The organism is Janibacter terrae (assembly GCF_039636765.1).
In the GTDB taxonomy this organism is placed as follows: domain Bacteria; phylum Actinomycetota; class Actinomycetes; order Actinomycetales; family Dermatophilaceae; genus Janibacter; species Janibacter terrae.
This window is the reverse complement of the sequence record NZ_CP144167.1, coordinates 3033187-3058698: the sequence shown is the minus strand read 5'-3', so window position 1 is coordinate 3058698 and position 25512 is coordinate 3033187. Positions and strand designations below refer to the sequence as shown.

General features: G+C 73.4%; 23 protein-coding genes. 8 read left to right on the top strand and 15 right to left on the bottom strand.

Annotated features, from left to right (window positions below; all coding sequences use genetic code 11):
- Positions 1-41: 41 nt before the first annotated feature.
- Positions 42-965: a hypothetical protein gene (locus V3C34_RS15225; RefSeq protein ID WP_346007561.1), complete on the top strand. Its 924-nt coding sequence runs from the start codon at positions 42-44 to the stop codon at positions 963-965.
- Between the two features lie 50 nt (positions 966-1015).
- Here the strand turns inward: V3C34_RS15225 and deoC are convergent, their stop codons facing one another.
- From deoC to V3C34_RS15200, 5 genes are read right to left on the bottom strand one after another with little or no spacing between them, the layout of a single operon-like run.
- The gene (deoC, locus tag V3C34_RS15220; RefSeq protein ID WP_346007560.1) at positions 1016-1792 is read right to left on the bottom strand and encodes a deoxyribose-phosphate aldolase; all 777 of its coding nucleotides are present in this window, start codon (positions 1790-1792) and stop codon (positions 1016-1018) included.
- Positions 1793-1802: 10 nt separating this feature from the next.
- On the bottom strand, positions 1803-2450 hold the full coding sequence (locus V3C34_RS15215) for a YigZ family protein (protein WP_346007559.1): 648 nt from the start codon (positions 2448-2450) through the stop codon (positions 1803-1805).
- Between the two features lie 10 nt (positions 2451-2460).
- On the bottom strand, positions 2461-3093 hold the full coding sequence (locus V3C34_RS15210; protein WP_346007558.1) for an ATP-binding protein: 633 nt from the start codon (positions 3091-3093) through the stop codon (positions 2461-2463).
- Positions 3094-3104: 11 nt separating this feature from the next.
- The gene (locus V3C34_RS15205) at positions 3105-4805 is read right to left on the bottom strand and encodes a phospho-sugar mutase (protein ID WP_346007557.1); all 1701 of its coding nucleotides are present in this window, start codon (positions 4803-4805) and stop codon (positions 3105-3107) included.
- Positions 4805-5623, bottom strand: coding sequence for a purine-nucleoside phosphorylase (locus V3C34_RS15200; protein ID WP_338537744.1), 819 nt, complete (start codon positions 5621-5623; stop codon positions 4805-4807). The genes V3C34_RS15205 and V3C34_RS15200 overlap by 1 nt, the downstream gene beginning before the upstream one ends.
- Before the next feature lie 25 nt (positions 5624-5648).
- On the opposite strand from V3C34_RS15200, the gene V3C34_RS15195 reads away from it, so the two are divergent.
- Both V3C34_RS15195 and V3C34_RS15190 read left to right on the top strand, forming a co-directional pair.
- Positions 5649-7061, top strand: coding sequence for an NAD(P)H-quinone dehydrogenase (locus V3C34_RS15195; RefSeq protein WP_346007556.1), 1413 nt, complete (start codon positions 5649-5651; stop codon positions 7059-7061).
- Between the two features lie 56 nt (positions 7062-7117).
- The gene (locus tag V3C34_RS15190) at positions 7118-7414 is read left to right on the top strand and encodes an antitoxin (RefSeq protein ID WP_068321982.1); all 297 of its coding nucleotides are present in this window, start codon (positions 7118-7120) and stop codon (positions 7412-7414) included.
- Here the strand turns inward: V3C34_RS15190 and V3C34_RS15185 are convergent.
- From V3C34_RS15185 to V3C34_RS15160, 6 genes are all read right to left on the bottom strand, one after another.
- Positions 7375-9378, bottom strand: coding sequence for an MFS transporter (locus V3C34_RS15185; RefSeq protein WP_346007555.1), 2004 nt, complete (start codon positions 9376-9378; stop codon positions 7375-7377). The two genes, V3C34_RS15190 and V3C34_RS15185, sit on opposite strands and share 40 nt — an antisense overlap.
- Positions 9378-11144 carry an acetyl/propionyl/methylcrotonyl-CoA carboxylase subunit alpha gene (locus V3C34_RS15180; protein WP_346007554.1) on the bottom strand — a complete coding sequence of 589 codons (1767 nt, stop codon included), beginning with the start codon at positions 11142-11144 and terminating at the stop codon, positions 9378-9380. The genes V3C34_RS15185 and V3C34_RS15180 overlap by 1 nt, the downstream gene beginning before the upstream one ends.
- A 104-nt stretch (positions 11145-11248) precedes the next feature.
- A complete protein-coding gene (locus V3C34_RS15175; RefSeq protein ID WP_346007553.1) occupies positions 11249-13864 on the bottom strand; it encodes a DUF4153 domain-containing protein in 2616 nt (871 codons plus the stop codon).
- Positions 13861-14562, bottom strand: a complete 702-nt coding sequence (locus V3C34_RS15170; RefSeq protein WP_346007552.1) for a response regulator transcription factor — start codon at positions 14560-14562, stop codon at positions 13861-13863. Before V3C34_RS15170 ends, V3C34_RS15175 begins: the two co-directional genes overlap by 4 nt.
- A gap of 152 nt (positions 14563-14714) precedes the next feature.
- Positions 14715-16193: a VWA domain-containing protein gene (locus V3C34_RS15165; protein WP_338537748.1), complete on the bottom strand. Its 1479-nt coding sequence runs from the start codon at positions 16191-16193 to the stop codon at positions 14715-14717.
- A complete protein-coding gene (locus V3C34_RS15160; protein ID WP_338537749.1) occupies positions 16180-17088 on the bottom strand; it encodes a MoxR family ATPase in 909 nt (302 codons plus the stop codon). Before V3C34_RS15160 ends, V3C34_RS15165 begins: the two co-directional genes overlap by 14 nt.
- A gap of 105 nt (positions 17089-17193) precedes the next feature.
- Here V3C34_RS15160 and V3C34_RS15155 point away from each other — a divergent pair, with 105 nt between their 5' ends.
- Together V3C34_RS15155 and V3C34_RS15150 are read left to right on the top strand one after the other, a co-directional pair.
- Positions 17194-17964 (top strand): TylF/MycF/NovP-related O-methyltransferase, encoded by a 771-nt coding sequence (locus V3C34_RS15155; protein WP_338537750.1) that lies wholly within the window; start codon positions 17194-17196, stop codon positions 17962-17964.
- A gap of 1 nt (position 17965) precedes the next feature.
- On the top strand, positions 17966-18907 hold the full coding sequence (locus V3C34_RS15150; RefSeq protein ID WP_338537751.1) for a PfkB family carbohydrate kinase: 942 nt from the start codon (positions 17966-17968) through the stop codon (positions 18905-18907).
- Here the strand turns inward: V3C34_RS15150 and V3C34_RS15145 are convergent.
- The 3 genes from V3C34_RS15145 to V3C34_RS15135 all read right to left on the bottom strand — a co-directional run bounded on the left by V3C34_RS15145 (position 18868) and on the right by V3C34_RS15135 (position 20837).
- On the bottom strand, positions 18868-19569 hold the full coding sequence (locus V3C34_RS15145) for a class F sortase (RefSeq protein ID WP_338537752.1): 702 nt from the start codon (positions 19567-19569) through the stop codon (positions 18868-18870). The two genes, V3C34_RS15150 and V3C34_RS15145, sit on opposite strands and share 40 nt — an antisense overlap.
- A gap of 7 nt (positions 19570-19576) precedes the next feature.
- Positions 19577-20368, bottom strand: a complete 792-nt coding sequence (locus V3C34_RS15140) for a hypothetical protein (protein WP_068322013.1) — start codon at positions 20366-20368, stop codon at positions 19577-19579.
- A gap of 91 nt (positions 20369-20459) precedes the next feature.
- Positions 20460-20837: a MerR family DNA-binding transcriptional regulator gene (locus V3C34_RS15135; protein ID WP_338537753.1), complete on the bottom strand. Its 378-nt coding sequence runs from the start codon at positions 20835-20837 to the stop codon at positions 20460-20462.
- Between the two features lie 62 nt (positions 20838-20899).
- Between V3C34_RS15135 and V3C34_RS15130 the strand changes: the two genes are divergently transcribed.
- The 3 genes from V3C34_RS15130 to V3C34_RS15120 all read left to right on the top strand — a co-directional run bounded on the left by V3C34_RS15130 (position 20900) and on the right by V3C34_RS15120 (position 24860).
- Entirely contained in the window at positions 20900-22096 is a 1197-nt protein-coding gene (locus V3C34_RS15130) for an acyl-CoA dehydrogenase family protein (RefSeq protein WP_068322018.1), read from the top strand.
- A gap of 29 nt (positions 22097-22125) precedes the next feature.
- Complete coding sequence (locus V3C34_RS15125) at positions 22126-23688, top strand: acyl-CoA carboxylase subunit beta (RefSeq protein ID WP_068423887.1); 1563 nt, start codon at positions 22126-22128, stop codon at positions 23686-23688.
- 98 nt (positions 23689-23786) lie between these two features.
- Complete coding sequence (locus V3C34_RS15120) at positions 23787-24860, top strand: S8 family serine peptidase (protein WP_068322028.1); 1074 nt, start codon at positions 23787-23789, stop codon at positions 24858-24860.
- Between the two features lie 5 nt (positions 24861-24865).
- On the opposite strand, the gene V3C34_RS15115 is transcribed toward V3C34_RS15120, so the two are convergent.
- Positions 24866-25495, bottom strand: a complete 630-nt coding sequence (locus V3C34_RS15115) for a nucleoside triphosphate pyrophosphatase (protein ID WP_068423889.1) — start codon at positions 25493-25495, stop codon at positions 24866-24868.
- Between the last annotated feature and the right edge of the window lie 17 nt (positions 25496-25512).

The following is a 25512-nucleotide window of genomic DNA, read 5'->3' as shown; positions in this document are numbered from 1 at the left end:
TCCGCCGCCCTCGGTGAGCTCCCAGCCGGTGTGCTGGGTCCGTGATCGAACGCATCAGGGCCGTGCACCGGGTCGCCGTGGCAGCGGCTGCTGCGCAGGACGGCGTCGCCTCCCGGCGGATGCTGCGGGCGGCGGGGATCGACCGCGACGAGGTGCGCGGCCACGTCCGTGCGGGTCGCTGGCGTGAGCACGGACGATGGACCATCGCGGTCCACACGGGCGACCTGAGCCTGCTCGCCCAGCGCTGGCGCGCGGTCTGGGATGTGGGCGAGGGCATCGCCGTGGTCGACGGCGTGAGCGCACTGCACCAGAGGGGGCTCAAGGGATTCGCCGAGCCGAGCATCCACGTCTCGGTGCCGCACACCGCGAGGACCCACCCCGTCGACGGGGTCGTGCTCCACAAGGTGCGGACGCGCCCTCGTCGCCATGTCAGCGCGACCGGTCTCCCGGTCGCGGCACCAGGGCCGGCAGCCGTGAGGGGAGCGCACTGGGCCCGCTCGGACCGACAGGCGGCGCTCATCATGGTGCTGCCCGTCCAGCAGCGCCTGGTCACGGGGGACCAGCTCGTCGTCGCAACCCGCGAGGTGCGCGGTCGCACCCGACGGAAGTTCATCAGGCTCGTCGCCGCCGACATCGCGGGTGGGGCCGAGGCCCTGAGCGAGCTCGACTTCGCCCGGATCTGCCGGATCCACGGCCTGCCGGAGCCGCAGCGGCAGGCCGTCAGGCGCGGTCCCAGGGGCCGGATCTACCTCGACGTGCGATGGGCCTGCGGCCTCGTCGTCGAGATCGACGGAGCCGGCCACCGGTGGGGACTGGCGGTGAGCGACGACAACCTGCGGCACAACTTCGCGACGTTGGCCGGGGACACCGTGCTGCGGATCGACACGATCGGGCTCCGCACCCTGGAAGAGGACTTCATGGCCCAGGTCGTCACCGCGCACCGGCGTCTCACGAATGGAAGCTGACGCGCGGACGAAAGGTCAGCGCGTTCACCTCCACCGGGGAGGAAGGGGGATCAGTAGGAGTCGCTGGGAGCGGCGTCGGTGGTCCGGCCGGGCTCGGGGACGACCAGGCTCTCCGGACCGAGCTGCTCGGCCTCGGCGAGCAGGGCCGCGGTGCTCGAGGTGCCGATGCGGGTGACGCCCTCGGCGAGCATCGCCAGGAGGGTCGCGATGTCACGGACGCCGCCGGAGGCCTTGACCTCCATGCGCTCGGGGGTGTGGGCGCGCATCAGCGCGACGTCGGCGAGGGTGGCGCCGCCGCCGGCGAACCCGGTGGCGGTCTTGGTGAAGTCCGCCCCGGCGTCGGCGCTCGCCCGGCACGCGTCGATCTTGGCCCGCTCGTCCAGCAGCGCGGTCTCGAAGATGACCTTGACGATCGCGCCGGCCGCGTGCCCGACCTCGACGACGGCCGCGATGTCGTCACGCACCGCGGTGACGTCCCCGCCCCGCAGCCGGCCGATGTTGAGGACCATGTCGAGCTCGCTCGCGCCGTCGGCGAGGGCCTGCCGCGACTCGGCGACCTTGGCGGCGGTCGACGTCGTGCCGTGGGGGAAGCCGATGACCGTGCACACCCGGGTCGGGCTGCCGACGACCTCGGCGACGGTCTCCCTGGCCAGGGCCACGTCGCTGGGCCGCACGCAGACGCTCCAGATGCGCTGCGCGGCGAGCTCGCGGACCGAGGCGGCGACCTCGTCGGGCGTCAGCTCGGGCTTGAGCAGCGCATGGTCGATGAGGTCGGCGACGTCCTGGACGGTGAGCGTGCTGCCGGGGGCGAAGGGGGGTCGCGTCATGCCCGCAAGCCTAGGCGGTGGCGTCGGACCCACCGTCGACCCAGCGCGAGCCGACATCGCGCAACCGGCCGGTGCCCGCGGTCAGCTCGGCCACGAGCGGGGGCAGCGTGTCCCGGTCGTCGGCGGCGACGCCGAGCCGCAGCGTCACCTCGGCGGCGTACCGGGCGTCGAGCACGCGGACTCCCCGGGCGCGCAGCTCGTTGTCGATCCGGCCGGCCTCGGCGTGCGGGACGACGAGCTCGTGCTCGGTGACCAGCGTGCGGCGCAGGGTGCCGACGTCCGCCAGCCCGGCGCGCACGGAGTCGCCGTAGGCGCGGACCAGGCCACCGGTGCCGAGAAGCACACCACCGAACCAGCGGGTCACGACGGCGACGACGTCGGACACACCGTGACCGAGGAGCACCTCGAGCATGGGCGCGCCAGCGGTCCCCGAGGGTTCGCCGTCGTCGGACGAGCGCGTGGTCCCGCGCTCGGGCCCGAGGACGAAGGCAGAGCAGTGGTGCCGGGCGTCCCAGTGCTGCTTGCGCAGCCGCTCCACGACGGCCCGCGCCTCGTCCTGCGTCTCGACGCGCTCGAGCGTGCAGCGGAAGCGGGACCGCCTGACCTCGATCTCGACCTCGCCGTCGTGGGCGATCGTCAGGTACGACGTCGTCGCCACCGCCGGGTCCTCAGGCGCCGCTCGGACGGTGCCCGGCCAGCAGCCGCTCGGCCTGCGACGGCGTGGCGCAGCGCGCGCCCAGCTCGACGTGCCGGGCCACGACGCGCGGCTCCTCGCGCATGAGCACCAGGCCGCGGTGGACGAGCGTGAGCGGGGGCTTGCGGCGCTCCCTGAGGTCGCGCGCCAGGCGGAGGACGAAGGTCTTGAGCCGGTGGTGGCGGATGCACCACGCGGAGTGCAGCAGCCCGGCCGCGCGCAGCGCCGGGATGGCCTCCGCCGCGAAGATGCCCTCGGCGACGACGAGGTCGTGCGCGTGGGCGGTCACCGTGTGCGCGCCGGTGGCGCGCGAGACGCTGATGTCGTACACGGGCATCGATGCCTGGCCCGTCGTGAGCAGCCGGCGGAGGGAGGCGACCGCGGCGTCCTCGTCCCAGCTGGCCGGGTGGTCCCAGTCGACCATCCCGAGCTCCTCGCTGAGCGGCAGGTCCGGGGCGTCGGCGTCCTTGTAGAAGTCGTCCAGCCGCACGACGGGCCACCCGTGCCGGCGCCGGAGGCGACCGGCGAGCCGTGACTTGCCCGATCCGCTCGGCCCCGCGAGGACGACGATGCGGCCGGTCTCGGGGGCAGGGGTGGGCGTGGGCACGAAGGGAGAGTCTAGAGGGCGGTGAGGCCCTCCATCGCTGCCCGCACCCGGCCCAGGCGCTCCGCCGCGCGCTCGCGAGCCGCGCCGAGGTCCTCGGGCGCGGCCACCGGTTCGATGGCCTCGAGGTAGACCTTGAGCTTGGGCTCCGTCCCGGAGGGGCGCACGATGATCCGCGAGCCGTCGTCGAGCAGGTAGCGCAGGCCCTCGGTCGGCGGCAGCCGACCGTCCCCCAGCGCCAGGTCCTCGCTGCTCGTGACCGGTGAGCCGGCGACCTCCGTCGGTGGCGTCCGGCGCAGGCGCGCCATGAGCACGACGATGTCGGCGAGGTCGGTGACCCGGATGGAGAAGGCGTCCGTCGCGTGCACGCCGAGCTGGGTGTGCAGGTCGTCGAGGACCGACTGGAGGGTCCTGCCTTCGGCCTTGAGGATCGCGGCGAGCTCGGCGACGAGGAGAGCGGCCGAGACCCCGTCCTTGTCCCGGACGAGGTCGGGCGCGACGCAGTAGCCGAGCGCCTCCTCGTAGCCGTAGTGCAGGTCCTCGACGCGGGCGATCCACTTGAACCCCGTGAGCGTCTCCTCGTGGGCCACCCCGGACTGGCGGCACATCGCGGCGAGCAGCCGGGAGGAGACGATCGAGCTGGCCATGCGACGTCCCTCGGGCACCCCGCGCACGATGAGGTGGGAGGCGAGCAGCACGCCGAGCTCGTCACCGCGCAGCAGCCGCCACCCGCCGTCGACGCCGGCGTCCGGGACGGCCACCGCGCACCGGTCGGCGTCCGGGTCGTTGGCGATGACCAGGTCGGGCCCGCTCTCGCGGGCGGCGGCCAGGGCGGCGTCGAGCGCGCCGTCCTCCTCGGGGTTGGGGAAGGCCACCGTGGGGAAGTCCGGGTCCGGCGCGGCCTGGCTCGGGACCTGCTGGGGCGCAGCGAAACCCGCCCGGGTGAAGGCCGCCTGGACCGTGCCGTCGCCGACACCGTGCAGCGCGGTGTGCAGCACCCGCAGGTCGCGCGGGGTGTCCGGGGCGACGACTCCGGCGATCGCGTCGAGGTAGGCCTCGAGCACCTCGTCGCCGAGCACCTCCCACCCGCCCTCGGCGCGCGGGACGTCGGCGACGCTCGCCACCCGGTCGATCTGCGCGGCGATCTGCGCGTCGCTCGGAGGGACGATCTGGCGGCCGTCGCCGAGGTAGACCTTGTAGCCGTTGTCCTGCGGCGGGTTGTGGCTGGCCGTCACCATGACCCCGGCGTCGGCGCCGAGGTGACGGATCGCGAAGGCGAGCACCGGCGTCGGCAGCGGCTGCGGCAGGACCGCCGCCCGACCGCCCGCAGCCACGACCACGGCGGCCGTGTCGATGGCGAAGGCGTCGGAGTTGTGTCTCGCGTCCCGCCCGACGACGACGAAGGCGCCGTCTCCCAGGGTCTTCAGGTGGGCCACGAGGCCGGCGGCGGCGCGGATGACGACGGAGCGGTTCATCCGGTGCGGCCCGGCCCCCAGGGCGCCGCGCAGCCCGGCGGTGCCGAACTGCAGGAGACCGGCGAAGCGGCCGGTGAGGTCGGCGACGGCGACGGCGTCACCCCCTTCGGCCGCGGTGACCAGGTCCTGGAGCTCGGCGCGGGTGACCGGGTCGGGGTCGTCGGCCGCCCACTCCGCGGCCGCGACGAGCAGGTCGTCGGGCAGCTCGGTGGCGGAGTGGCGACCGGAGTACTCGCTCATCAGATGCGCCCCACGATGTCGGCGAGGAGGGTGCCGCAGCGCTCGGCGGCAGCCTGCCCGGCGGCGACGACCTCGTCGTGCGCCAGCGGCGTCTCGCTGATGCCGGCAGCGGCATTGGTGACCAGGGAGAGCCCGAGGACCTCGAGCCCGGCCTCGCGCGCGGCGATCGCCTCGAGCGCCGTGCTCATGCCGACGAGGTCGGCGCCGAGGATCCCGGCCATGCGCACCTCGGCCGGCGTCTCGTAGTGGGGCCCGCGGAACTGGGCGTAGACGCCTTCGTCGAGCTCGGGGTCGATCTCGCGGGCCAGCTCGCGCAGGCGGGGGGAGTAGAGGTCGGTGAGGTCGACGAAGTTGGCGCCCTCGATCGGCGAGGTCGCCGTGAGGTTGAGGTGGTCGCTGATGAGGACCGGCGTGCCGGGCCCCCACTCCGGCCGCAGGCCGCCGCACCCGTTGGTGAGGACGATCGCCCGGCAACCGGCCGCGGCCGCCGTGCGGACGGCGTGCACGACGGCCCGCACGCCCCGCCCTTCGTAGTAGTGGGTCCGGGTGCCGAAGACGAGCGCGCGACGACCCGAGGAGGCGATGTCGACGGAGCGCATCTGCCCGGAGTGGCCGGCGACGGCGGCGGTGGAGAAACCCGGCACCTGCGCCTGCTCGATCGTCGTGACCGTCTCGCCGACGAGGTCCGCGGTCTGGCCCCAGCCGGAGCCCAGCACGAGGGCGACGTCGTGGCGCTCGACACCGGTGCGGTCGGCGATGACGGCCGCCGCCTCACGGGCGAGGGCGAAGGGGTCCTGGCTGTGGGTCTGCTCGGTCACAGCCGCAATCTACAAGGGTGGTTGGATGGGTGGCGTGACACGAACCAGCTCAGTAGTGATCCTCGGTGGCGGACCCGGCGGCTACGAGGCGGCGCTCGTCGCGGCCCACCTCGGCGCCTCCGTCACCGTCGTCGACCGGGACGGCATCGGCGGGGCCGCGGTGCTCACCGACTGCGTCCCGAGCAAGACCCTCATCGCGACCGCCGACTACCTCGGTGGCATCGGGACCGCCGCCGAGCTCGGCGTCCACCTCGAGGACCCCGAGGGGGACGTCGCGACCGAGACCGTCGCGGAGCTGGGGGCCATCAACCAGCGCGTCCTGGATCTGGCCGCCGCGCAGTCCGCCGACATCAGCGCCCGCCTCGCCGAGGTGGGCGTGCGCGTGCTGCCCGGGACCGGCCGGCTCACCTCGCCGAGCACGGTCGAGGTCACCACCGGCACGGGCACCGAGACCGTCGAGGCCGACGTCGTGCTCCTCAGCACGGGGGCGAGCCCGCGGGTGCTGGCGGCCGCTCAGCCGGACGGCGAGCGGATCCTCACCTGGCAGCAGATCTACGCGCTGCCGGACATGCCGGAGCGGCTCATCGTCGTCGGCTCCGGTGTCACCGGCGCCGAGCTCGCCCAGGCCTACCTCGGCCTCGGCGCGGACGTCACGCTCGTCTCCTCGCGCGACCTCGTCCTGCCGGGCGAGGACCAGGACGCGGCCGCGGTCATCGAGGACGTCTTCCGCCGTCGCGGCATGACCGTGCTCAACCGCTCGCGGATGGCCTCGGCGCAGCGCCGCGGCGACGGCGTCGTCGTCACGCTCGAGGACGGCCGCGAGGTCGAGGGCAGCCACGTGCTCATCGCCGTCGGGGCCGTGCCCAACACCCGCGACATCGGCCTCGAGGAGGTCGGGGTCGAGCAGAGCGACTCGGGCCACGTCGTCACCGACCGGGTCTCGCGCACCTCGGTCCGCGGCATCTACGCGGCGGGGGACTGCACCGGAGTCTTCGCCCTCGCGTCGGTCGCGGCCATGCAGGGCCGCACGGCCATGGCGCACGCGCTGGGTGACGCGGTGGCCCCCCTTCGCCTCTCGGCCGTCTCGGCCAACGTCTTCACGGACCCCGAGATCGCGACGGTCGGGCTCACCGCTGCCGACGCCGCGGACAACCCCGACGTCGAGGCCGTGACGATGCCGCTCTCGCGCAACCCGCGCGCCAAGATGCTCGGGATCACCGAGGGCTTCGTCAAGCTCTTCGCCTACCGCGGCACCGGCACGGTCCTCGGTGGGGTCGTCGTGGCCCCGCGGGCCTCCGAGCTGATCTTCCCGGTCGCCATCGCGGTCCACAACCGCCTGTCGGTCGACCAGGTCGCCTCGACCTTCACCGTCTACCCCTCGCTCACGGGGACGCTCGCGGAGGCCGCGCGTCGTCTGCACCCCCGTCGCGAGGACTGATCCGCCGCTAGGGTCGAAGGGGGCCGACCGGCGGCTCCGTGACGAAGGAGCCGACCATGGGCAACACCCCGCAGCAGTTCAACGGTGGCGAGTACGTCGACAAGGCGCGGGACGCGGCGCGTGACCACCCGGACCAGGCGCGCAGCGCGATCGACAAGGTCCAGGACGCCGTGGACCAGCGCACCGGTGGCAGGTTCACGTCGATCATCGACACGGCCGGCGACTTCCTCGAGGACAGGATCGGGCTGCCGACCGAGCAGGAGACCGGGCCCGAGGGTCAGACCGACCCCAAGGGTCAGACCGACCCCGAGGGTCAGTCCGACCCGACGGGCTGCGGCAAGCTGCCCGGCTGAGCCGCCGCGACCAGCTGCAGGTCGAGGGTGATGGAGCGTCCTCCGACGGCGATGAGCCGGCTCGCGGTGGCGCCCGACGCGCGGTCGACCGCGGTCAGGTCGTAGCCCCCTTCGCGCGGCAGGGGGAGCGCGTAGCTGCCGTCCGCGTCCGTGCGCACCCACGAGACCGAGCCACCCGTGCGACGGGTGATGACCACCGACGCGTCCGCGGCCGCGTGCCCCTGCTCGTCGGTGACCCGCCCAGAGACGGTGAGCCGTTCCCCGACGACGAAGGGGGCAAGCGTCCGGTCCTCGGAGAGGTCCGGGTACGCCGAGACGGGCGCCCACCCGATGGCCGAGACGACGAAGAGGTGGCGCATCCGGCCGCCGGTGGCGACGCTGAAGTCGCCCGCCGAGTCCGTGTGCGCCCAGTCCATGTGGCTGCCGCGCCCCCCGAGGACGGTGACGATCGCGCCGGGCACCCCACGGCCCTGCGGGTCCACGACCCGGCCCCGGACGACGTGGTCGACGGTGAGCCGCTCGGTCGACTGGGTCTCGCCCTCCGCGACCCGCCGGCGCAGGAAGGGGACGATGACGCCCGTCGAGACGGCCGCGGCGCTGGCGGCGAGGACGAACATCAGCTGCAGCGCGCCGAAGCTCGGGTGCCCCTGCGTCGCCGCCGAGACGCTCGCGGCGAGCACGGCGGCGGTGACCGCGCTGGCGCTCGAGGTGCCCACGGAGCGGAGCAGGGTGTTCAGGCCGTTGGCCGCAGCCGTCTCGGTGACGGGGACCGAGCGCATGATGAGCGTCGGCAGCGCCGAGTAGGCCAGGGCGGTGCCGATGGTCACCGTGATCGTGCCGAGGACGACGAGGGTGACCGTGCCGCTCAGCGGGATGCGGGCGAGGTAGGAGATCGTCATGATCGCGCCGCCGAGGCCGATGGCCAGCTCGGGGCCGAAGCGGCGGGTGACCCACCCCGACAGCGGCGCGAGGAGTCCGAAGGCCGCGGCCGACGGGGCCATCCACAGCCCGGCGTGGAGTGCGTCCAGGCCCAGGCCGTACCCGGTGCTCGTGGGGGTCTGCAGCAGCTGCGTCGAGACGAGCATGTTGACGAACATCGCGAACCCCATGAAGACCGAGATGGCGTTGGCCGCCATGACGACCGGCTGCGCGGCGGTGCGGATGTCGACGAGGGGGTTCGGGATGCGCAGCTCGAGCGGTACGAAGACCGCGAGCAGCGCGACCCCCGCGGCGACGGACGTGAGGGTTCGGGCGTCGGTCCAGCCCCAGTCCGAGCCCTTGGAGACCGCGAGGAGCAGCAGGACGAGGGCGAGGCTGAGCAGCACGGCGCCCCGGTGGTCGAAGGCGCCGGCGGTGCGCACGCTCGACTCCGTGACGGTGACGAGCACCAGCGCCAGCATGACGAGCGCGAGCACGCCCGGCAGCCACAGCACGACGTGCCAGTGGAAGGCCTCGGCGAGGTAGCCGCCGAGGGGCAGGCCGACGCCGGCACCGATGGCCAGGGTCGCGCTCATCAGGGCCACGGCCAGGGGCACGCGGTCGGGGTCGAGCTCGTCGCGCATCGTCGCGATCCCGACCGGCACGAGTGCCATGCCCATGCCCTGCAGGGCACGGGCGAGGAGCAGGAGCGGGAGGGTGGTGGCGAAGGCGCCCACGAGCGCCCCGAGGGCGACGATCGCCAGGGTCACGAGGATCATCCGCCGCTTGCCGTACATGTCGGCCATGCGGGAGATGACCGGGGTCGCGACGGCGCCGGCGACGAGGGTCGCGGTCACCATCCACGAGGCATTGCCGGTGCTGGTGCCGATGAGGGCGGGCAGCTCGGGGACGAGCGGCAGCACCATCGTCTGCTGGAGCGAGACGACGGTGCCGCACAGCGCGAGGACGGCGATGACGAGGCCGCCCCCGGTACGCCGCGAGGGCGTGCCGGGGGCGGCGTCGAGGCTCGTGGGGGAGGCGCTCATCAGTCCTTGATCTCGGCGATGACCGCGCCGTTGCTGACCGTGGCCCCGACCTCGGCGGCCAGGCCGGTGATGGTGCCGGCCCGGTGCGCGGTGATCGGCTGCTCCATCTTCATCGCCTCGAGGACGACGACCAGGTCGCCCTCGGCCACCTGCTGGCCCTCCTCGACGGCGATCTTGACGATGGTGCCCTGCATCGGCGCGGTGAGGCTGTCGCCGGAGGCCGCGGCGCCGCCGCCACCCCCGCCGGAGCGCTTCGGGGCCTTCTTCTTGGCAGCGGCACCTCCGCCACCACCGAGCGAGAGTCCACCGGGCAGGACGACCTCGAGGCGCTTGCCGCCGACCTCGACGGTGATCTTCTGGCGCTCGCCCTCGTCCGCTGCCTCGCCGACCTCGCCGCCGTAGGGGGCGATCTGGTTGTCGAACTCGGTCTCGATCCAGCGGGTGTGGACGCTGAAGGGGGCGTCACCCTCCGGCGCGAAGGCCGGGTCGGAGACGATCGCCCGGTGGAAGGGGACCACCGTCGGCATGCCGTCGACGACGAGCTCGGCCAGGGCGCGGCGCGAGCGCTCGAGGGCCTGCTGGCGCGTGGCGCCGGAGACGATGAGCTTGGCGATCATCGAGTCGAAGGCGCCGGCGACGGTGTCGCCCTCCTCGATGCCGGCGTCCCAGCGGACACCCGGGCCGTGGGGCACGCGCATCTTGGTGACGGTGCCGGGGGCCGGCATGAAGTTGCGGCCGGCGTCCTCGCCGTTGATGCGGAACTCGAAGGAGTGACCGCGGGCGACAGGGTCGTCGTAGCCGAGCTCCTCGCCGTCGGCGATGCGCAGCATCTCGCGGACGAGGTCGATGCCGGTGACCTCCTCGGTCACGGGGTGCTCGACCTGCAGGCGGGTGTTGACCTCGAGGAAGGAGATCGTGCCGTCCTGGGCGACGAGGTACTCGCAGGTGCCGGCGCCGACGTACCCGGCCTCCTTGAGGATCGCCTTGGACGCGCGGACGAGCTCGGCGTGCTGCTCCTCGGTGAGGAAGGGGGCGGGTGCCTCCTCGACGAGCTTCTGGTTGCGGCGCTGCAGGGAGCAGTCACGCGTGGAGACGACGACGACGTTGCCGTGCTGGTCGGCGAGGCACTGGGTCTCGACGTGGCGGGGCTTGTCGAGGAACTTCTCCACGAGGCACTCGCCGCGGCCGAAGGCCGTGACGGCCTCGCGGACGGCGGAGTCGTAGAGCTCGGGGATCTCCTCCATGGTGTGGGCAACCTTGAGGCCGCGGCCGCCGCCGCCGTAGACGGCCTTGATGGCGATCGGCAGGCCGAACTCCTGCGCCAGGGCGATGACCTCGTCGGCGTCCTTGACCGGGTCGTTGGTGCCGGGGGCCAGCGGGGCGTGGGCCTTGACGGCGATGTGCTTGGCCTTAGCCTTGTCGCCGAGCGCGTCGATGGCCTGCGGGCTCGGCCCGATCCAGACCAGCCCGGCGTCGAGGACGGCCTGGGCGAAGTCGGCGTTCTCCGCGAGGAAGCCGTAGCCCGGGTGGACCGCGTCGGCACCGGCGTCCTTGGCGACCTGGAGGAGCTTGTCCTGGAGCAGGTAGCTGTCGGCGGGCGTCTGCCCACCGAGGGCGTACGCCTCGTCGGCGACCTTGACGTGCAAGGCGTCACGGTCGGGCTCGGCGTAGACGGCGACGGAGCCGATGCCTGCGTCGGCGCAGGCACGGGCGATGCGGACGGCGATCTCGCCGCGGTTCGCGATGAGGACTTTGTTGATGGCCATGCGTCGCAGACTACTGCGTGCCCCAGCCCCTCGATGACCCGACCGCATCGTGGCCCGCGCCACCTTTTCCCTCCGCCGCGAGGCCGTGACGGAGGGTGCGTGGCTCACCTCGTCGACGAGCCGCGGCCCGGCGCGCAGGCGGTCGGCACGGGGTAGAGCGCCCGGATCTCCCCGGCGCGGGAGCGGGCGAGGTTCCAGCCCGGCAGGCTCTGCTCGTCGCCCGCGCCGTGGACCTGGTGCTGCGAGAGGATGCAGGTCTTCAGCTGCGCCGGGAGCGAGCTGGTGTGGATGGCCGGCACGGCGTCGCCCGGCAGGCTGCTCAGGTACTCGGTGTCGAGCCTGCCGGTCTCCTCCCACCGCTGGATGTTGTGCTCGGCCACCCGGGCACTGGTGTTGCCGACCGTGCCGACGATCGTCAGGGCCGCGGCCGTGACGAGCACCGCCCGACCGACCCATCGGCGGGACGGCGTGAAGAGCGAGACGAGGACCGCGAGCACGACGAGCCCGAGCCAGATCTCGAAGAGGTCGGCATTGACGCGCAGCGTCGTGTACCCGTACGCGTCCTGGTAGAGCGCCATCCGGCGCAGGGCGGAGGCGACGACGAGCAGCGTGAGGACGCACAGCGCCGCGTTCATCGCCCGCATGACCGTGCGGTCGCGGTCTGTGCTCGTGCGTCCCAGGGTGCGCACCCCCGCGACGAGGAGCAGGACGAGCGCGGTGGCGAGCGTCAGCTGCCCGAAGCCCTGGCGGGCCGACTCGGCGTAGGTCACCCCTGCGGTTCGCAGGACGTAGTCGTGCCCGCCGACGACCGCGGCGGCCTGCGCGACGACGAAGGCGACGAAGATCGCGATGACGACACCGAGGGGGACCTGCCACTCGCGCTCTGGGATGCGCGGCGAGGGCCTCGCGCCGTCGACGACGGGCGGGTTGATCGCGAGGTAGAGGCCCGCGAGGGTCACCCCGGCGAAGAAGACGAGCACGAAGACGCGCAGGACGGCCATGTCGCTGATCTCGGGGACGAGCGCCGAGGTCCAGGACCCGAGGACGGCGTCGGCGGAGGCGAGCAGCCCACCGAAGACGAGGAGCAGGACGAGGCTCACGGCGCCGGTACGCAGGATCGACCACGCGCTGCCCCGGCGGGCCAGGATCCGAATCGTCCGGTCGAGGAGCGGCAGACCGCGCAGCGCGGAGAGCGGCCAGGCGATGACCGAGGCCGCGATGCCCGCGACGGTGCGTGCGTCGGTGCACGCGGTGGCGGCGAGCACGCCGGCGACGGCGACCGCGAAGAAGCTCGTCGCCGGGTCGTCGCGCAGCACCGTCGTGAGGCCGAGCGGCAGCGCGAGCGCCGCCGTGCACCACGACCAGGGCGCGGCGCGACGCGGCGAGGCGAACCACAGCGCCGCGCCGCCGGCGGTGAGCACGACGAGCAGGCCGAGCCCGATCGCGTTGCCCGGCAGGAGGACCGCGGCGAGCAGCCCGACGGCGAGCGCGGCGAGCAGCAGCCGGGGCCGCCCTTCGCTCGTGCGCTCTGGCCACCACCGCGCCAGCGAGAGGGAAGGGGGTGCCGCACCCGCCCCCTGCCCTTCGAGACGCTCGCCCGCTGCGCGGACTCCCTCCTCAGGAACCGGAGGCGCGCTCGCGCCGTCTCGAAGGGGCGTGGTGGGTACGGGCTGGGCGGTCATGGCGGTCTCCTGGGTGGTGAGCGGGGCGGGCGAGGGGGAGGGGCGTGGCGGGACGAGCGGGAGCGTCATCTGGATCCGCGCTCCGGCAGCCGTGCCGACCGTGCGGATGCTGCCTCCGTGCATCGACGCGACCCACGCGGCGATGGCCAGGCCGAGGCCGGTGCCACCCCCTTCGTCCCCGCCGGGACCGAAGCGGTGGAAGAGGCGCTCGGCGCGCTCGGGCGAGAGCCCCGGACCCTCGTCGGCGACGGTGAGCTGCCAGCGCTCGGCTTCGGCGCGGGCGGTGAGGGTGACGGTGCCGCCGGCGGGGCTGTGCCGGACGGCGTTGTCGAGCAGGTTGGCGGTCACCTGGGCGAGCCGGGCACGGTCGCCGGTGACGGTGAGGTCGGTGGGTTCGACGTCGGCGACGAGCGTGAGCTCGCGGCCCTGGAGGCGGGCCTCGTCCATGGCTTCGTCGAGGAGCTCGTGGACACGGATGCGGCTGGGGGACAACGGGATCCCGCGGCCGTCGGGGCGGGAGAGGTCGAGCAGGTCGGTGACGAGGGCACCGAGCCGCTCGGACTGCGCGAGCGCCGCGCCGAGGGTCGTGTCGTCGGGGGCGACGACGCCGTCGACGAGGTTCTCCAGCAGGGCCTGCTGGGCGCTGAGGGGCGTGCGCAGCTCGTGGGCGACCGTCGCGACGAGGCGTCGCCGGTGCTCCTCGGCCTCGCGCAGCTCGCCCGCCATCGAGCTGAAGGCCCGCGCGAGGCTCCCCACCTCGTCCTGCCCGCTCGTCGTGATCTGTGCGTCGTAGTCGCCGCGCGCCATCCGCTGCGCGGCCTCGGTCATCTGGAGCAGCGGCGTCGTCATCCCGGTGGCGAGCCAGCGGGTGATGACGAGCGCCACGCCGATCGTCGCCGGCAGGCCGAGCCAGAGCGGGACCCCGGCGTCGGTCCCGATCGTGCCGACGACGGCCGCGACGACGATGCTGGCGCCGACGAGCACGCCGAGGCGGGTCCGGATCGAGGTCAGCTCCAGCAGGGGAGCGGAGCGGCTCATCGACCCGTCCCGTCGTCGAGGGCGTAGCCGACGCCGTGGATGGTGCGGATGCGGTGGCTGCCGACCTTGGCGCGCAGCGACTTGACGTGGCTGTCCAGGCTGCCGCGACCCAGGCTCTCGTCCCAGCCCCACAGGTCGGCGACGATCCGCTCGCGGCGCGCGACCGAGCCGGGTTCGCGGGCGAGGAGGGCGAGGAGGTCGAACTCGGTCGGTGTCAGGTGCACGGCGAGCCCCTCGACGGTGCAGCGCCGGGTGCGTGCGTCGAGCACGAGGCCGTCGAGGGTCACCGGCCCGGCGTCGCGCGAGAGCTCCGCGGCACGCTCGATGCGGCGCAGCAGCGCGCGGACCCGGGCGACGACCTCGCGCATGCGGAAGGGCTTGGTGAGGTAGTCGTCGGCGCCGACACCGAGCCCGACGAGGATGTCGCTCTCGTCGTCGCGGGCGGTGAGCATCAGCACCGGCACCGGGCGCTCGGCCTGGATCCGGCGGCACACCTCCAGCCCGTCGAAGCCCGGCAGCATGAGGTCGAGGACGACCACCTCGGGGTGGTGCTCGGCGTGGGCCGCCACCGCCCCCGGCCCGTCGTGGGCCTGCGACACCTCGAAGCCCTCCGCGACGAACCGGTCGGTCAGCGCCTGGTTGATCGTCGGGTCGTCCTCGACGACGAGGACCCGTCGCGGCGCGTGGGTGGAGGTCATGGGTTCAGGCTAGGCAGCGCGATCGGTGGATCCCGGGGACGACGTGTGGAGATTGTCTGCAGATCCGGGAGTCCGCATTCCCCTAGGGCAATGCGGGTTCAGGTGCGCATTCCCCTAGGGCAATGCGGGTTCAGGTGCGAAGGGGGGGAGGGTCAGGTCACCGGCAGACGGGAGATGAACTGCCGCAGCTGCTCGATGTTGCGCACCTCGTGCATGTCGACGACCTCGGCGTAGCGGCTCGCGACGGAGTCGCCGGTGTCCCACATGCGGGCCGGCTCGGGGTTGAGCCAGGCGGCGTGCTTGGCCTGCCGCACGAGGGTCCGCAGCGCCTCGACCCGTGGGTCGGTGCCGTTGGTGCGGGCGTCGCCGAGGACGAGCACCGTCGAGCGGGGACCGATGGCGTCGAGGTGGTGCTCGACCGCGTCCTCGAAGGCGGCACCGTAGTCGCTGGACCCGTGCCACCGCGTCAGCTGCGCCTCGCGGGCCACGCGCTCGCTGATGTCCTCGCCGACCCGCGACTCGCGCACGAGCTCGGTGATGTCGTCGCAGATGTTGACGAACCCGATGAACCGCACCCGGCGGAAGACGCCGGCGAGCGACTGGAGCAGCAGCATCGTGAAGCGGGAGAAGCCCGCGACCGAGCCCGACATGTCGCACAGCAGCACGATGTCGGCGCGGCTGCGGTGACGCCGCTTGTACTCCGGCCGCACCGGCACGCCACCCGTCGACATCGCCGAGCGGAGGGTGCGTCGGATGTCGATGCTGCCGCGCGCATGGCGCCGCTGGCGGGCGGCGAGCTTGGCCGCGAGCTTGCGTGACAGCGGGCCGATGACGGCCTGCAGCTCGGCCGCCTCGGTCGTGCCGGTGAGCAGGAAGTCCTTGCGCTCCAAGGGGTCCCGCACGCCGAAGCGCGAGATGCGCTCGCGGCCGCGGACCTCCGCGTTGCGCCGCGCGGCCTCGGTCTCGACGGCCCGGCGGAAGGCGGCGACGCGCCCGCGGATCTCGTCGCGGTCGTAGCGGTCGCTGAGCCGCTCGGGCCGCCACGGGCTCCCGGCGCCGCCGCCGCCCGAGGCGCCGGACCCCGAGCCGGTGCCCCCACCCCCTTCGCCCGCTCCGCCCGGCACGTCGCCGGCGTCCCGGGCGCGTTGCAGCGCAGCGGCGATCGCCGTCTGCGGCGCGAGCCGGTCGAGCGTCTGGCTCGCGGACCACCCGCCCGTCGTCGCCTCGTTGGCCAGGCGGCCGAGCTCGCTGAGCGCCCGCGCGGCGAGCTCCTCGAGACCGCGCTCGTCGTCCCGGGCGAGGGCGTCCACGAGGGCCTCGCGGATGGCGGCGGCACGCGCGCGGGCGCCGGCGGTGTCGGTCGGCACCGGGTCGCCGGCCGCCCCCGTGCGACCGCCGACGGCCGGCGGGAAGTGGATGTCGAAGAGCTGGTCGAAGACGGCGCGGTCGGCCGAGCGGCGCATCATCGCCGCGGCCGTGCCGGCCCGCAGCCGTTCGCGGTCGTCGAGCCCGAGGACGGTGGCGACCGCGGCCGCGTCGGCGACCTCGGACGTCCCGACGGTCACGCCGTGCAGCCGCAGCGAGCGCGCGAGGTCGACGAGGCGCTCGCCGAGCGGGTCACGCGAGGGCACGGTCCAGGTCCAGCTGCGCGATCGCCATGTCGATGTCCTCGCGGTGCTTGAGCACGACACCGAGGGTGGCGCGCAGGAGCTGCGGGTCGGGCTCGTCGCCGGCTCCGAGGCTGACGAGGGTGCGGGCCCAGTCGATCGTCTCGGCGACCGAGGGCGACTTTCGCAGCCGCATCCGGCGCAGCGCACCCACGAGCCGCACGATCGAGTCGGCCAGGGCGTCCTCGAGGCCGGGCACGGAGAGCGCGACGATCCGGCGCTCGAGCTCGGCCTCCGGGTAGTCGATGTGCAGGTAAAGGCAGCGGCGGCGCAGGGCCTCGGAGAGCTCCCTCGTGGCATTGGAGGTCAGGACGACGAAGGGGGTCTGGCTCGCCCGGATCGTCCCGAGCTCGGGGACCGTGACCTGGAAGTCCGAGAGCACCTCGAGCAGCAGCCCCTCGATCTCGACGTCGGCCTTGTCGAGCTCGTCGATGAGCAGCACGGTCGGGTGCGCGTTGCGGATCGCGGTGAGCAGCGGGCGGGAGAGGAGGAACTCGTCGGTGAAGATGTCCTCCTTGACCGACGTCCAGTCGGCCTCGTCGGCGCCCCGGGAGTCGTGGTGGGCACCGGCGGCGGTGATGCGCAGCAGCTGCTTGGCGTGGTTCCACTCGTAGAGGGCGCGGGCCTCGTCGACGCCCTCGTAGCACTGGAGGCGCACGAGCTCGCCGTCCGTCGCGCCCGAGACGGCAGCCGAGAGGGCGGTCTTGCCCACACCGGCCGGCCCCTCGATGAGCAGCGGCTTGCCGAGCTGGTCGGCGAGGTAGACCGTCGTCGCGATCGCGTCGGAGGCGAGGTAGCCGTGGGCCGCGAGCCGCTCACGGACGTCGTCGACGGAGGCGAAGCGGGGGGTGTGCGTCATGGGCGCCAGTCTGCCGGAGGGCTCGGGGCGCGTCCGCTCCGGTCCGCGGGGTCGATGGGTACGGTGGGCGCCACGCCCTTCGCCACCTCCCAGGACGGACCCCACGTGAGCGACGACCAGATCCGGCGCCTGAAGAGCCGGAACCAGGCCCTGACCGCGGAGCTCGACCTGCTGCGCGGCTTCAGCAGGCACCCCTTCGACGACATCGACCTGCCCCCGCGGGTCGCGGACGTGGTGACGGGCGTGCGCGAGGAGTCCCTGACCTACCTCAAGGAGGCGGACCTGCGCCTGCTCGCCGAGCTCGTCGTCGAGGCCGACCGCGCCGGTCGCGAGGGCCTGGTCCTCGAGTGCGGCACCGCGCTCGGCGGGTCCGCGATCGTCATGGGGGCGGCCAAGGCCGCAGGTCGCCCCATGCGGGTCTTCGACGTCTTCGGGATGATCCCGCCGCCCACCGAGGAGGACGGGGCCGACGTCCACGAGCGGTACGAGACGATCCGGCGCGGTGAGTCCGGGGGTCTCGGCGGCCAGACGTACTACGGCTACCGCGAGGACCTGCTCGGCGAGGTGACCGCCTCCTTCGCCCGCCACGGGGTCCCGGTGGCGGACAACGACATCGAGCTGGTGCGCGGACTCTTCGAGGACACCGTGCACGTCGACGGCCCGGTCGCCCTGGCGCACCTCGACGGCGACTGGTACGCATCGACGAAGGTCTGCCTCGAGCGGATCGCCCCACATGTCGTGCCGGGCGGCCGCATCGTCCTCGACGACTACTACCACTGGTCCGGGGCGCGCACGGCGACCGACGAGTACTTCGACGGGCGGCCGGGCTGGCGCGTCGAGCACCGGGCCAAGGTGCACGTGGTGCGGGAGGGCTGAGGTGGCGCCCCGCGTCATCCACACCGCCCAGGCGCTCGTCGACGTCGTCGTCGAGGTGCCCGGCCTGCCACGTCGCGGCGGCAACGCCATGGCGACGGACGCCACCCGGTACGCCGGGGGAGCGGTGACGACCCTCCTCGCGGCGGCCCGCTCGGGCGCCGAGGCGGTCCACGCCGGTGCCCACGGTCGGGGACCCAACGGCGACCTCGTGCGCGAGACCCTTGCGGCAGAAGGGGTCTCGTTGTCCGCGCCCGTCGTCGAGGAGCTCGACACCGGCATCTGCGTCGTCATGGTCGAGCCGTCCGCGGAGCGCACCTTCGTCACGACCCAGGACGCCGAGCGGCGGATCAGCGTCGAGTCCCTGCAGACGAGCGCACCCGTCGCGGGCGACCTCGTGTGCGTCAGCGGCTACAGCCTCGTGGGTCGCACCAGGGACCCGATCGTCGCCTGGCTCGAGTTACTTCCCGCCGGGGTCCTCGTCGTGCTCGACCCAGGTGCCGTCTTCGCCGAGCTGGACCCCTCCCTTCGCTCCCGGGTCGTCGCGCTCACCGACGTCTGGACGGGCAATGCAGAGGAGTCCGAGGACTTCGGCGGGGCGCCGGGGATGGGTCCGGCCGCCGAGGCCGTCGCCGCCCACCTCCGCGATGGGGCCGTGGCCGTCGTCCGGGACGGCAACCGGGGGTGCGCGGTGCACGCCGACGGCGAGACCTTCGTCGTGCCCGGGTTCCCCGAGACCCCGGTCGACACCAACGGCGCGGGCGACACGCACACCGGCGTCCTCCTCGCCGAGCGGGCGAAGGGGGCCACCTGGCCGGATGCCTGCCGCCGGGCCAACGCCGCCGGCGCGATCAAGGTGACCCGCAAGGGGCCGACGAGCGCGCCCACCGCCGCGGAGATCGACGCCTACCTGGCGGCTGCCCGCTCGTCGACCAGCTCGGCGTAGACCACCACGTTGTCGACGTGGTGCCCCGTCTCCCCGTCGAAGTGGCCACCGCAGGTGATCAGCCGCAGCGCGGCGTGGTCGACCTCGCCGTAGACGTCGTCGGTGGGGAACTTCGTCTTGGGGTACTGCCCGATGTCGCTCACCTCGAACACGGCGGTCGAGCCGTCCGCCCGCTCGACCTCGACCCGCTGGCCCTCGCGCATCGAGCCGAGCTCGAAGAACACCGCGGGCTCCTTGTCCCACGTGACGTGCGCGGCCAGGACGGATGGTCCGAGCTCGCCCGGGGTGGGGCTCCCGGTGAACCAGCCGGTGCTCGTGCCGTCCTGGGGCACCTCCATCGTCCGGTCGGCCTGCAGGCCGAGGTCGGTGATCGAGCTGCTCACCCCGAGCGACGGGATCGAGATCGACGTGGGGCGCGACCGAGACATCCGCTCGGCGGTGGGCTCGGGCGCGGGATCGGACGACGGGGACGGGCTCGTGGGGGCCGGGCCCATGTGGTGACCGGCGTGCCCACCCTCCGACACCGCCGCGGGTGGCGGCGTCCGGGTCTCCTGCTGCGAGAGGCCGTAGGCGGTCAGGCCGCTGCCGGCCACGGCGAGGGCGAGGACCGCGACCGCCACGCCCTTCGCGCGGCGGTCGCGGCCCTGGGTGCGCTGTGGCACGACGCGCTCAGCTCTCCTGCGTCAGGCGACGACGCATGACGAGCAGGCCGGCCGCGCCCGCCATGGCGAGGGCGCCGGCGCCCAGCGCACCCTTGGCCTCGAGGCCCTCGGTCGTGCCGCCACCGGTCTGGACGCCACCGGTGGGTGCCGCTGCGACCGCGGCGCCCGTGACGGTGCCGCAGGTGGCCGGGTTGGTGGCCTCCTCCGGGATGCCCTTGACGCCGAGGGACTTCGCCAGGCTGGACTCGCCGAGCGCGTCCATGTCGTACTTGCCGTTGCCGTTGGCGTCGAGGCCGTGCTGGACGACGTGCAGGTTCTTCAGCTTGGGCCCGGCCCCCTCGGGGAGGGTGATCGTCCGCGAGTACTTCAGGTTGCCGTCGGCGTCCGCGACGGGCATGCGGTCCACGGCCAGGCCGCTCTTCGGGCTCGTGTCCCCCTTCGTCGTCAGCGAGATCATGATGTCGCCGTAGGTCGGCAGGCCCTCCTCGGTGTCGACCTGGCCGTCGCCGTCCTTGTCGGCTGCGGGCGTGGGGCACGTGAAGTCCTTGTTCTCGTCGAACGAGCCGTGGAAGTGCTGGGCGTGCGGCGAGCTCGGGGTGAACCCGGTGCCCGTGATGTCGACCGTCATCTGGTCGCCCGCCACGGTGACCGTGGCGGTGGACGTCGACCCGCTGTCGTTGCCCATCGTGTCGGTGAGGTTCATCGTCCACGTCTCGTCGGCGCTCGCGCCGGTGGCTCCCGCGAAGAGGATCGCGCACGCGGCCGGGGTGGCGAGAGCGGCCTTGGTGAAGGTGTGCATACCTGACTCCTGTGTCGTTGGCCGGGCCGATCTCGGGTGACCGGTGGGGCCTCGTGCCGGGACTTCGGAGCGAAGGGGGAGGACGGATTGGTCAGCGCGCGTCGAGCTCGTCGCGGCAGCGCTGCTCGAAGGTGTCGAGCTCGGCGAGGGCGTCGTCGATGTCGCGCCGCCGGCGCTGCAGGTCCTCGCGGCGTTCGCCGATCTGCCCGAGCACGTACTCGAGCTGGCTGGCGTGGCCCCGGGGCGCGTCGTAGAGGTCGATGATCGTGGCGATCTCGTCGAGGGGGAAGCCCAGGCGCCGCCCCCGCAGCACGAGGGCCAGGCGGGTGCGGTCGCGGCGGTGGAAGATCCGGGTCGTCCCTCGCCGCTCCGGGGAGATCAGGCCGAGGGCCTCGTAGTGGCGGATCGTGCGCGTCGTCACGCCGAACTCGTCCGCCATCTCGCGGATCGTCCAGGTCGCGCTTGTCATGGACGGGAGCATGCTTTACGTTGACGTCAACGTCAAGCGCCCTTCGTCTCGGAAGACACGACATGTTCGAGCTCTCGCAGGACCACGAGGACTTCCGCGCCAGCGTGCGCGACTTCGCCGACAAGGAGGTCGAGCCGCACGTCGCCCGGTGGGACAAGGACCACCACCTGCCCCTCGAGGTCGTGCGCCGGATGGGCGACCTGGGGCTCTTCGGCCTCGTCGTCCCCGAGCGCTGGGGCGGCTCCGCCGAGACCGTCGACGGCGTGGTGCAGTCCGACTTCACCGCCCTGTGCGTCGCGATCGAGGAGCTCGGCCGGGTTGACCAGTCGATCGGCATCACCCTGTCGGCGGGCGTCGGCCTGGGCATCAACCCGATCCTCACCTACGGCACGGACGAGCAGCGCGACACCTGGCTGCCCGACCTCGTCGCCGGGCGCGCGCTCGCCGGCTTCGGCCTCACCGAGCCCGATGCCGGCTCCGACGCCGGTGGCACCCGGACGACCGCCCGGCGCGACGGCGACGAGTGGGTCATCGACGGCGCCAAGTCCTTCATCACCAACTCGGGCACCGACATCACCTCGCTCGTCACCGTGACGGTCCGCACCGGCACGAGCGCCGAGGGCCGCCCGCAGATCTCGGCGATCATCGTGCCGAGCGGCACCCCCGGCTTCACCGTCGAGGAGCCCTACGACAAGCTCGGCTGGCACATCTCCGACACCCACGGGCTGTCCTTCGCCGGCTGCCGCGTGCCCGCCGACCACCTCGTGGGCGAGGAGGGGCAGGGCTTCCGTCAGTTCCTCAAGACCCTCGACGACGGGCGGATCGCGATCTCCGCGCTCGCCACCGGCCTGACCCAGCGGATGCTCGAGCTGTCGACGGAGTATGCCCAGACGCGCACCTCCTTCGGGCGCCCGATCGGGGCCAACCAGGGCGTGAGCTTCCAGGTCTCCGACCTCGCGGTCATGGCCGAGACCTCCCGCGTGCTCACCTACAAGGCCGCGTGGCTCAAGGACGAGGCCGACCGCGGCCGCCGCTCCGCCAAGGAGGTCGCCAGGGCGGCCTCGATCGCCAAGCTCTACACCTCCGAGGCGGCCGTGAGCGCCACCCGCATCGCGACCCAGGTCTTCGGGGGCAACGGCTTCATGGAGGAGTACCCGGTCGCACGCTTCTACCGCGACGCCAAGATCCTCGAGATCGGCGAGGGCACCTCCGAGGTCCAGCGCATGGTCATCGCCCGCCACCTCGGCCTGCCGGTCTGAGCGAGCGACGAGCGAAGGGAGCACCACCCGTGAGCACCTACCCTCTTGATCCCAAGGTCGAGGACGTCCGTCGCCGCATCCGCGAGGCCCACGAGGCCTCCGAGCGCCCGAGCGAGCAGGCCGCCGCCAAGCTCGAGGCGCAGGGCAAGCTCTACGTCCGCGACCGCATCGCCCTGCTCGTCGACGAGGGCTCCTTCGTCGAGGACGGTCGCTACGCCAACGCCCTCGCCCCGGGGCTCCCGGCCGACGGCGTCGTCACCGGCCGTGGCCTCGTCGACGACCGGCCGGTCATCGTCATCGCCAACGACCCGACGGTCAAGGCCGGCTCGTGGGGCGCCCGCACGGTGGAGAAGATCGTGCGCGCCACCGAGACCGCGCTGCGCGAGGAGTTGCCCGTCTTCTGGCTGGTCGACTCCGCCGGGGCGCGGATCACCGACCAGGTCGAGATGTTCCCCGGCCGCCGCGGCGCCGGCCACATCTTCCACAACCAGGTCGCGCTGTCGGGCCGGGTCCCGCAGATCTGCTGCCTCTTCGGCCCGAGCGCCGCGGGCGGCGCGTACATCCCCTCCTTCACCGACCTCGTGATCATGGTCGAGGGCAACGCGTCGATGTACCTCGGCAGCCCGCGCATGGCCGAGATGGTCGTGGGGGAGCGGGTCTCCCTGGAGGAGATGGGTGGAGCCCGCATGCACTGCACCGTGAGCGGCGTCGGCGACGTGCTCGTCGGTGACGACGCCGAGGCGATCGAGACGGCACGGCTGTGGCTGAGCTATCTCCCGCTCAGCTGGCGCAGCGACCTGCCCACCTACCTCCCGGAGGAGCCGGCGGTGCCCCTCACGGCCGCGACGATCCCGGAGCGCGAGTCACAGCCCTTCGACGTCCACGACGTCATCGACGGCCTCGTCGACGACGACTCCTTCTTCGAGGTCAAGCAGCTCTTCGCGCCCGAGCTCGTCGTGGGCCTGGGCCGGATGGCGGGCGAGACCGTCGGCATCGTCGCCAACAACTCCATGGCCAAGGGCGGCGTGCTCTTCACCGACAGCGCCGACAAGGCCGCGCGCTTCATCTGGCTCTGCGACGCCTACTCGATCCCGCTCATCTACCTCGCGGACGTCCCCGGGTTCATGATCGGCGTCGAGGTCGAGCGGGGTGGCATCATCCGCCACGGCGCCAAGATGGTCTCCGCGGTGGCCTCGGCGACGGTGCCGCAGTTCTGCGTCGTCGTCCGCAAGGCCTACGGCGCCGGTCTCTACGCGATGGGCGGGCCGGGCTTCGCGCCCGACGCGACGATCGCGCTGCCGACTGCCCGCATCGCCGTCATGGGCCCCGAGGCCGCGGTCAACGCGGTCTACGCCAACAAGATCGCGCAGGTCGAGGCCGACGAAGGGGAGGCCGCCCGCGACGCGTTCATCGCCGCCCGTCGCGCCGAGTACGAGGAGGACGTCGACCTCGAGCGCCTCGCCGCCGACCTCGTCCTCGACCAGGTCATCGAGCCGGAGGAGCTGCGGGGCGAGCTGCTCGCCCGACTGCGACACGCGCGGGGTCGCGACCGCCGGTTCACCGAGCGCCGTCGGGGGATCCCGCCCGTCTGACCTGGGGCGGCGACCGGGGTCCTGCCGTTCGCGCTGCGAGATCGCTCGCTCTTCCTTACCGTTGGGTAGCCACGTCCCCTGACGAAGGAAACACCCTGATGACGCGCTGGACAGCCCCCTTCGCCGCCGCAGCCTGTGCGATCGGCCTCGTCGCCACCGCCGGCTCCGCCGGCGCCGCCACCAACGACCCGCTCCGCCCCGACCTGTGGGGGCTCGACCAGGTGCACGCCGAGCAGGCCTGGTCCTCCGGCCGCGGTGCGGGCGTCGTCGTCGCCGTCGTCGACACCGGCGTCGACCTCGGTCACCCGGACCTGCAGGGTCGTCTCGTGCCCGGGGCCGACTTCGTCTGCGGCGAGGCCACCGGGTCCTGCGGCGACGGCAGCTGGCAGGGGCAGGACGGTGTGGGCCAGGACCCCGACGTCCACGGCACCCACGTGGCCGGCACGATCGTCGGCACGGCGGACAACGGCATCGGCGTCGCCGGCGTCGCGCCCGACGCCCAGGTCATGCCGATCAAGGTCCTCGAGGACGGCTCCGGCACCAACGAGGACATCGCCGAGGGCATCCGCTACGCGGCCGACCACGATGCCGACGTCGTCAACCTCAGCCTCGGCGGCCTGCCCGGCACGCAGATCTTCTCCATCCTCGGTCTCGACACGACGATGATGGACGCGATCCAGTACGCCCGCGACAAGGGCACGTTGACCGTCGCCGCGGCCGGCAACTCCTCGACCCTCGTCTGCAACGACCCGGCCTTCAGCAGCGACTCGATCTGCGTGGGCGCGACCGACCGCGACGAGCAGAAGTCCTACTTCTCCGAGCTCCCGGTGAAGCTCAGCGGCAAGGGCGTGGCCGCCCCCGGCGGGTCCGGCCGCCTCCTCGGCGGGGAGTGCTCCGACGACATCCTCTCCACCGTCCCCCGCGGCACCGGCACGGACGAGTGCGGCGAGGGCACGGACTACGCCGCCTTCGCCGGGACCTCGATGGCGACCCCGCACGTCGCCGGCGTCGCGGCGATCCTCTACGGACAGGGTCGTGACCTGGCCGACGTCGAGCAGGCCATCCTCGCCACCTCGCGCGACCCGCTGCTCGGCACCCGCGGCGGCTTCAGCCCGCTCTACGGCCGCGGCATCGTCGACGCCGAGGCGGCCGTCGCCTACCCGCGCGGCTGAGCCGATCAGGCCTGCGGCGCCGCTGACACCGTCCACCACGCCACGTCGAGGTCGGTGAGCAGGCGCCGCAGCAGCGGCAGGCACAGGCCGATGACGGTGCTCGGGTGGCCCTCGATCCGCTCCACGAAGGGGGCGCCCAGCCCGTCGATCGTGAAGCCCCCGGCCACGTGCAGCGGCTCCCCGGTGGCGACGTAGCCGTCGACCTCCGCATCCGACGCCCCGGTGAAGTGCACGCGTGCACTCGCCGGGGCGCCGGCCGTCCGGCCGGTGCGCAGGTCGATCACGTGGTGCCCGGTGTGCAGCTCGCCGGAGCGCCCGCGCATCGTGCGCCAGCGCTCCCGGGCCACCTCGGCCGTCCCCGGTTTCCCGTGGACCCGACCGTCCATCTCGAGGACGGAGTCGCAGGCGATGACCAGGTCGGTCCCGGGGGGCAGGCGATCGGCGACGGAGGCCCCCTTCGCCTCCGCGAGGAGCTGGGCCAGCGCGGCCGGGGACAGGTGCGGGTCACGCTGCCGGGCCGCCGCCTCGAGCGTCGGCTCGTCGACGTGGCTCACCACGACCTGCGGATCGATGCCGGCGGCACGCAGCAGGGCCAGACGTGCGGGGGATGCGGAGGCGAGGACGACTGAGGTCATGGCCACATCATCACCCA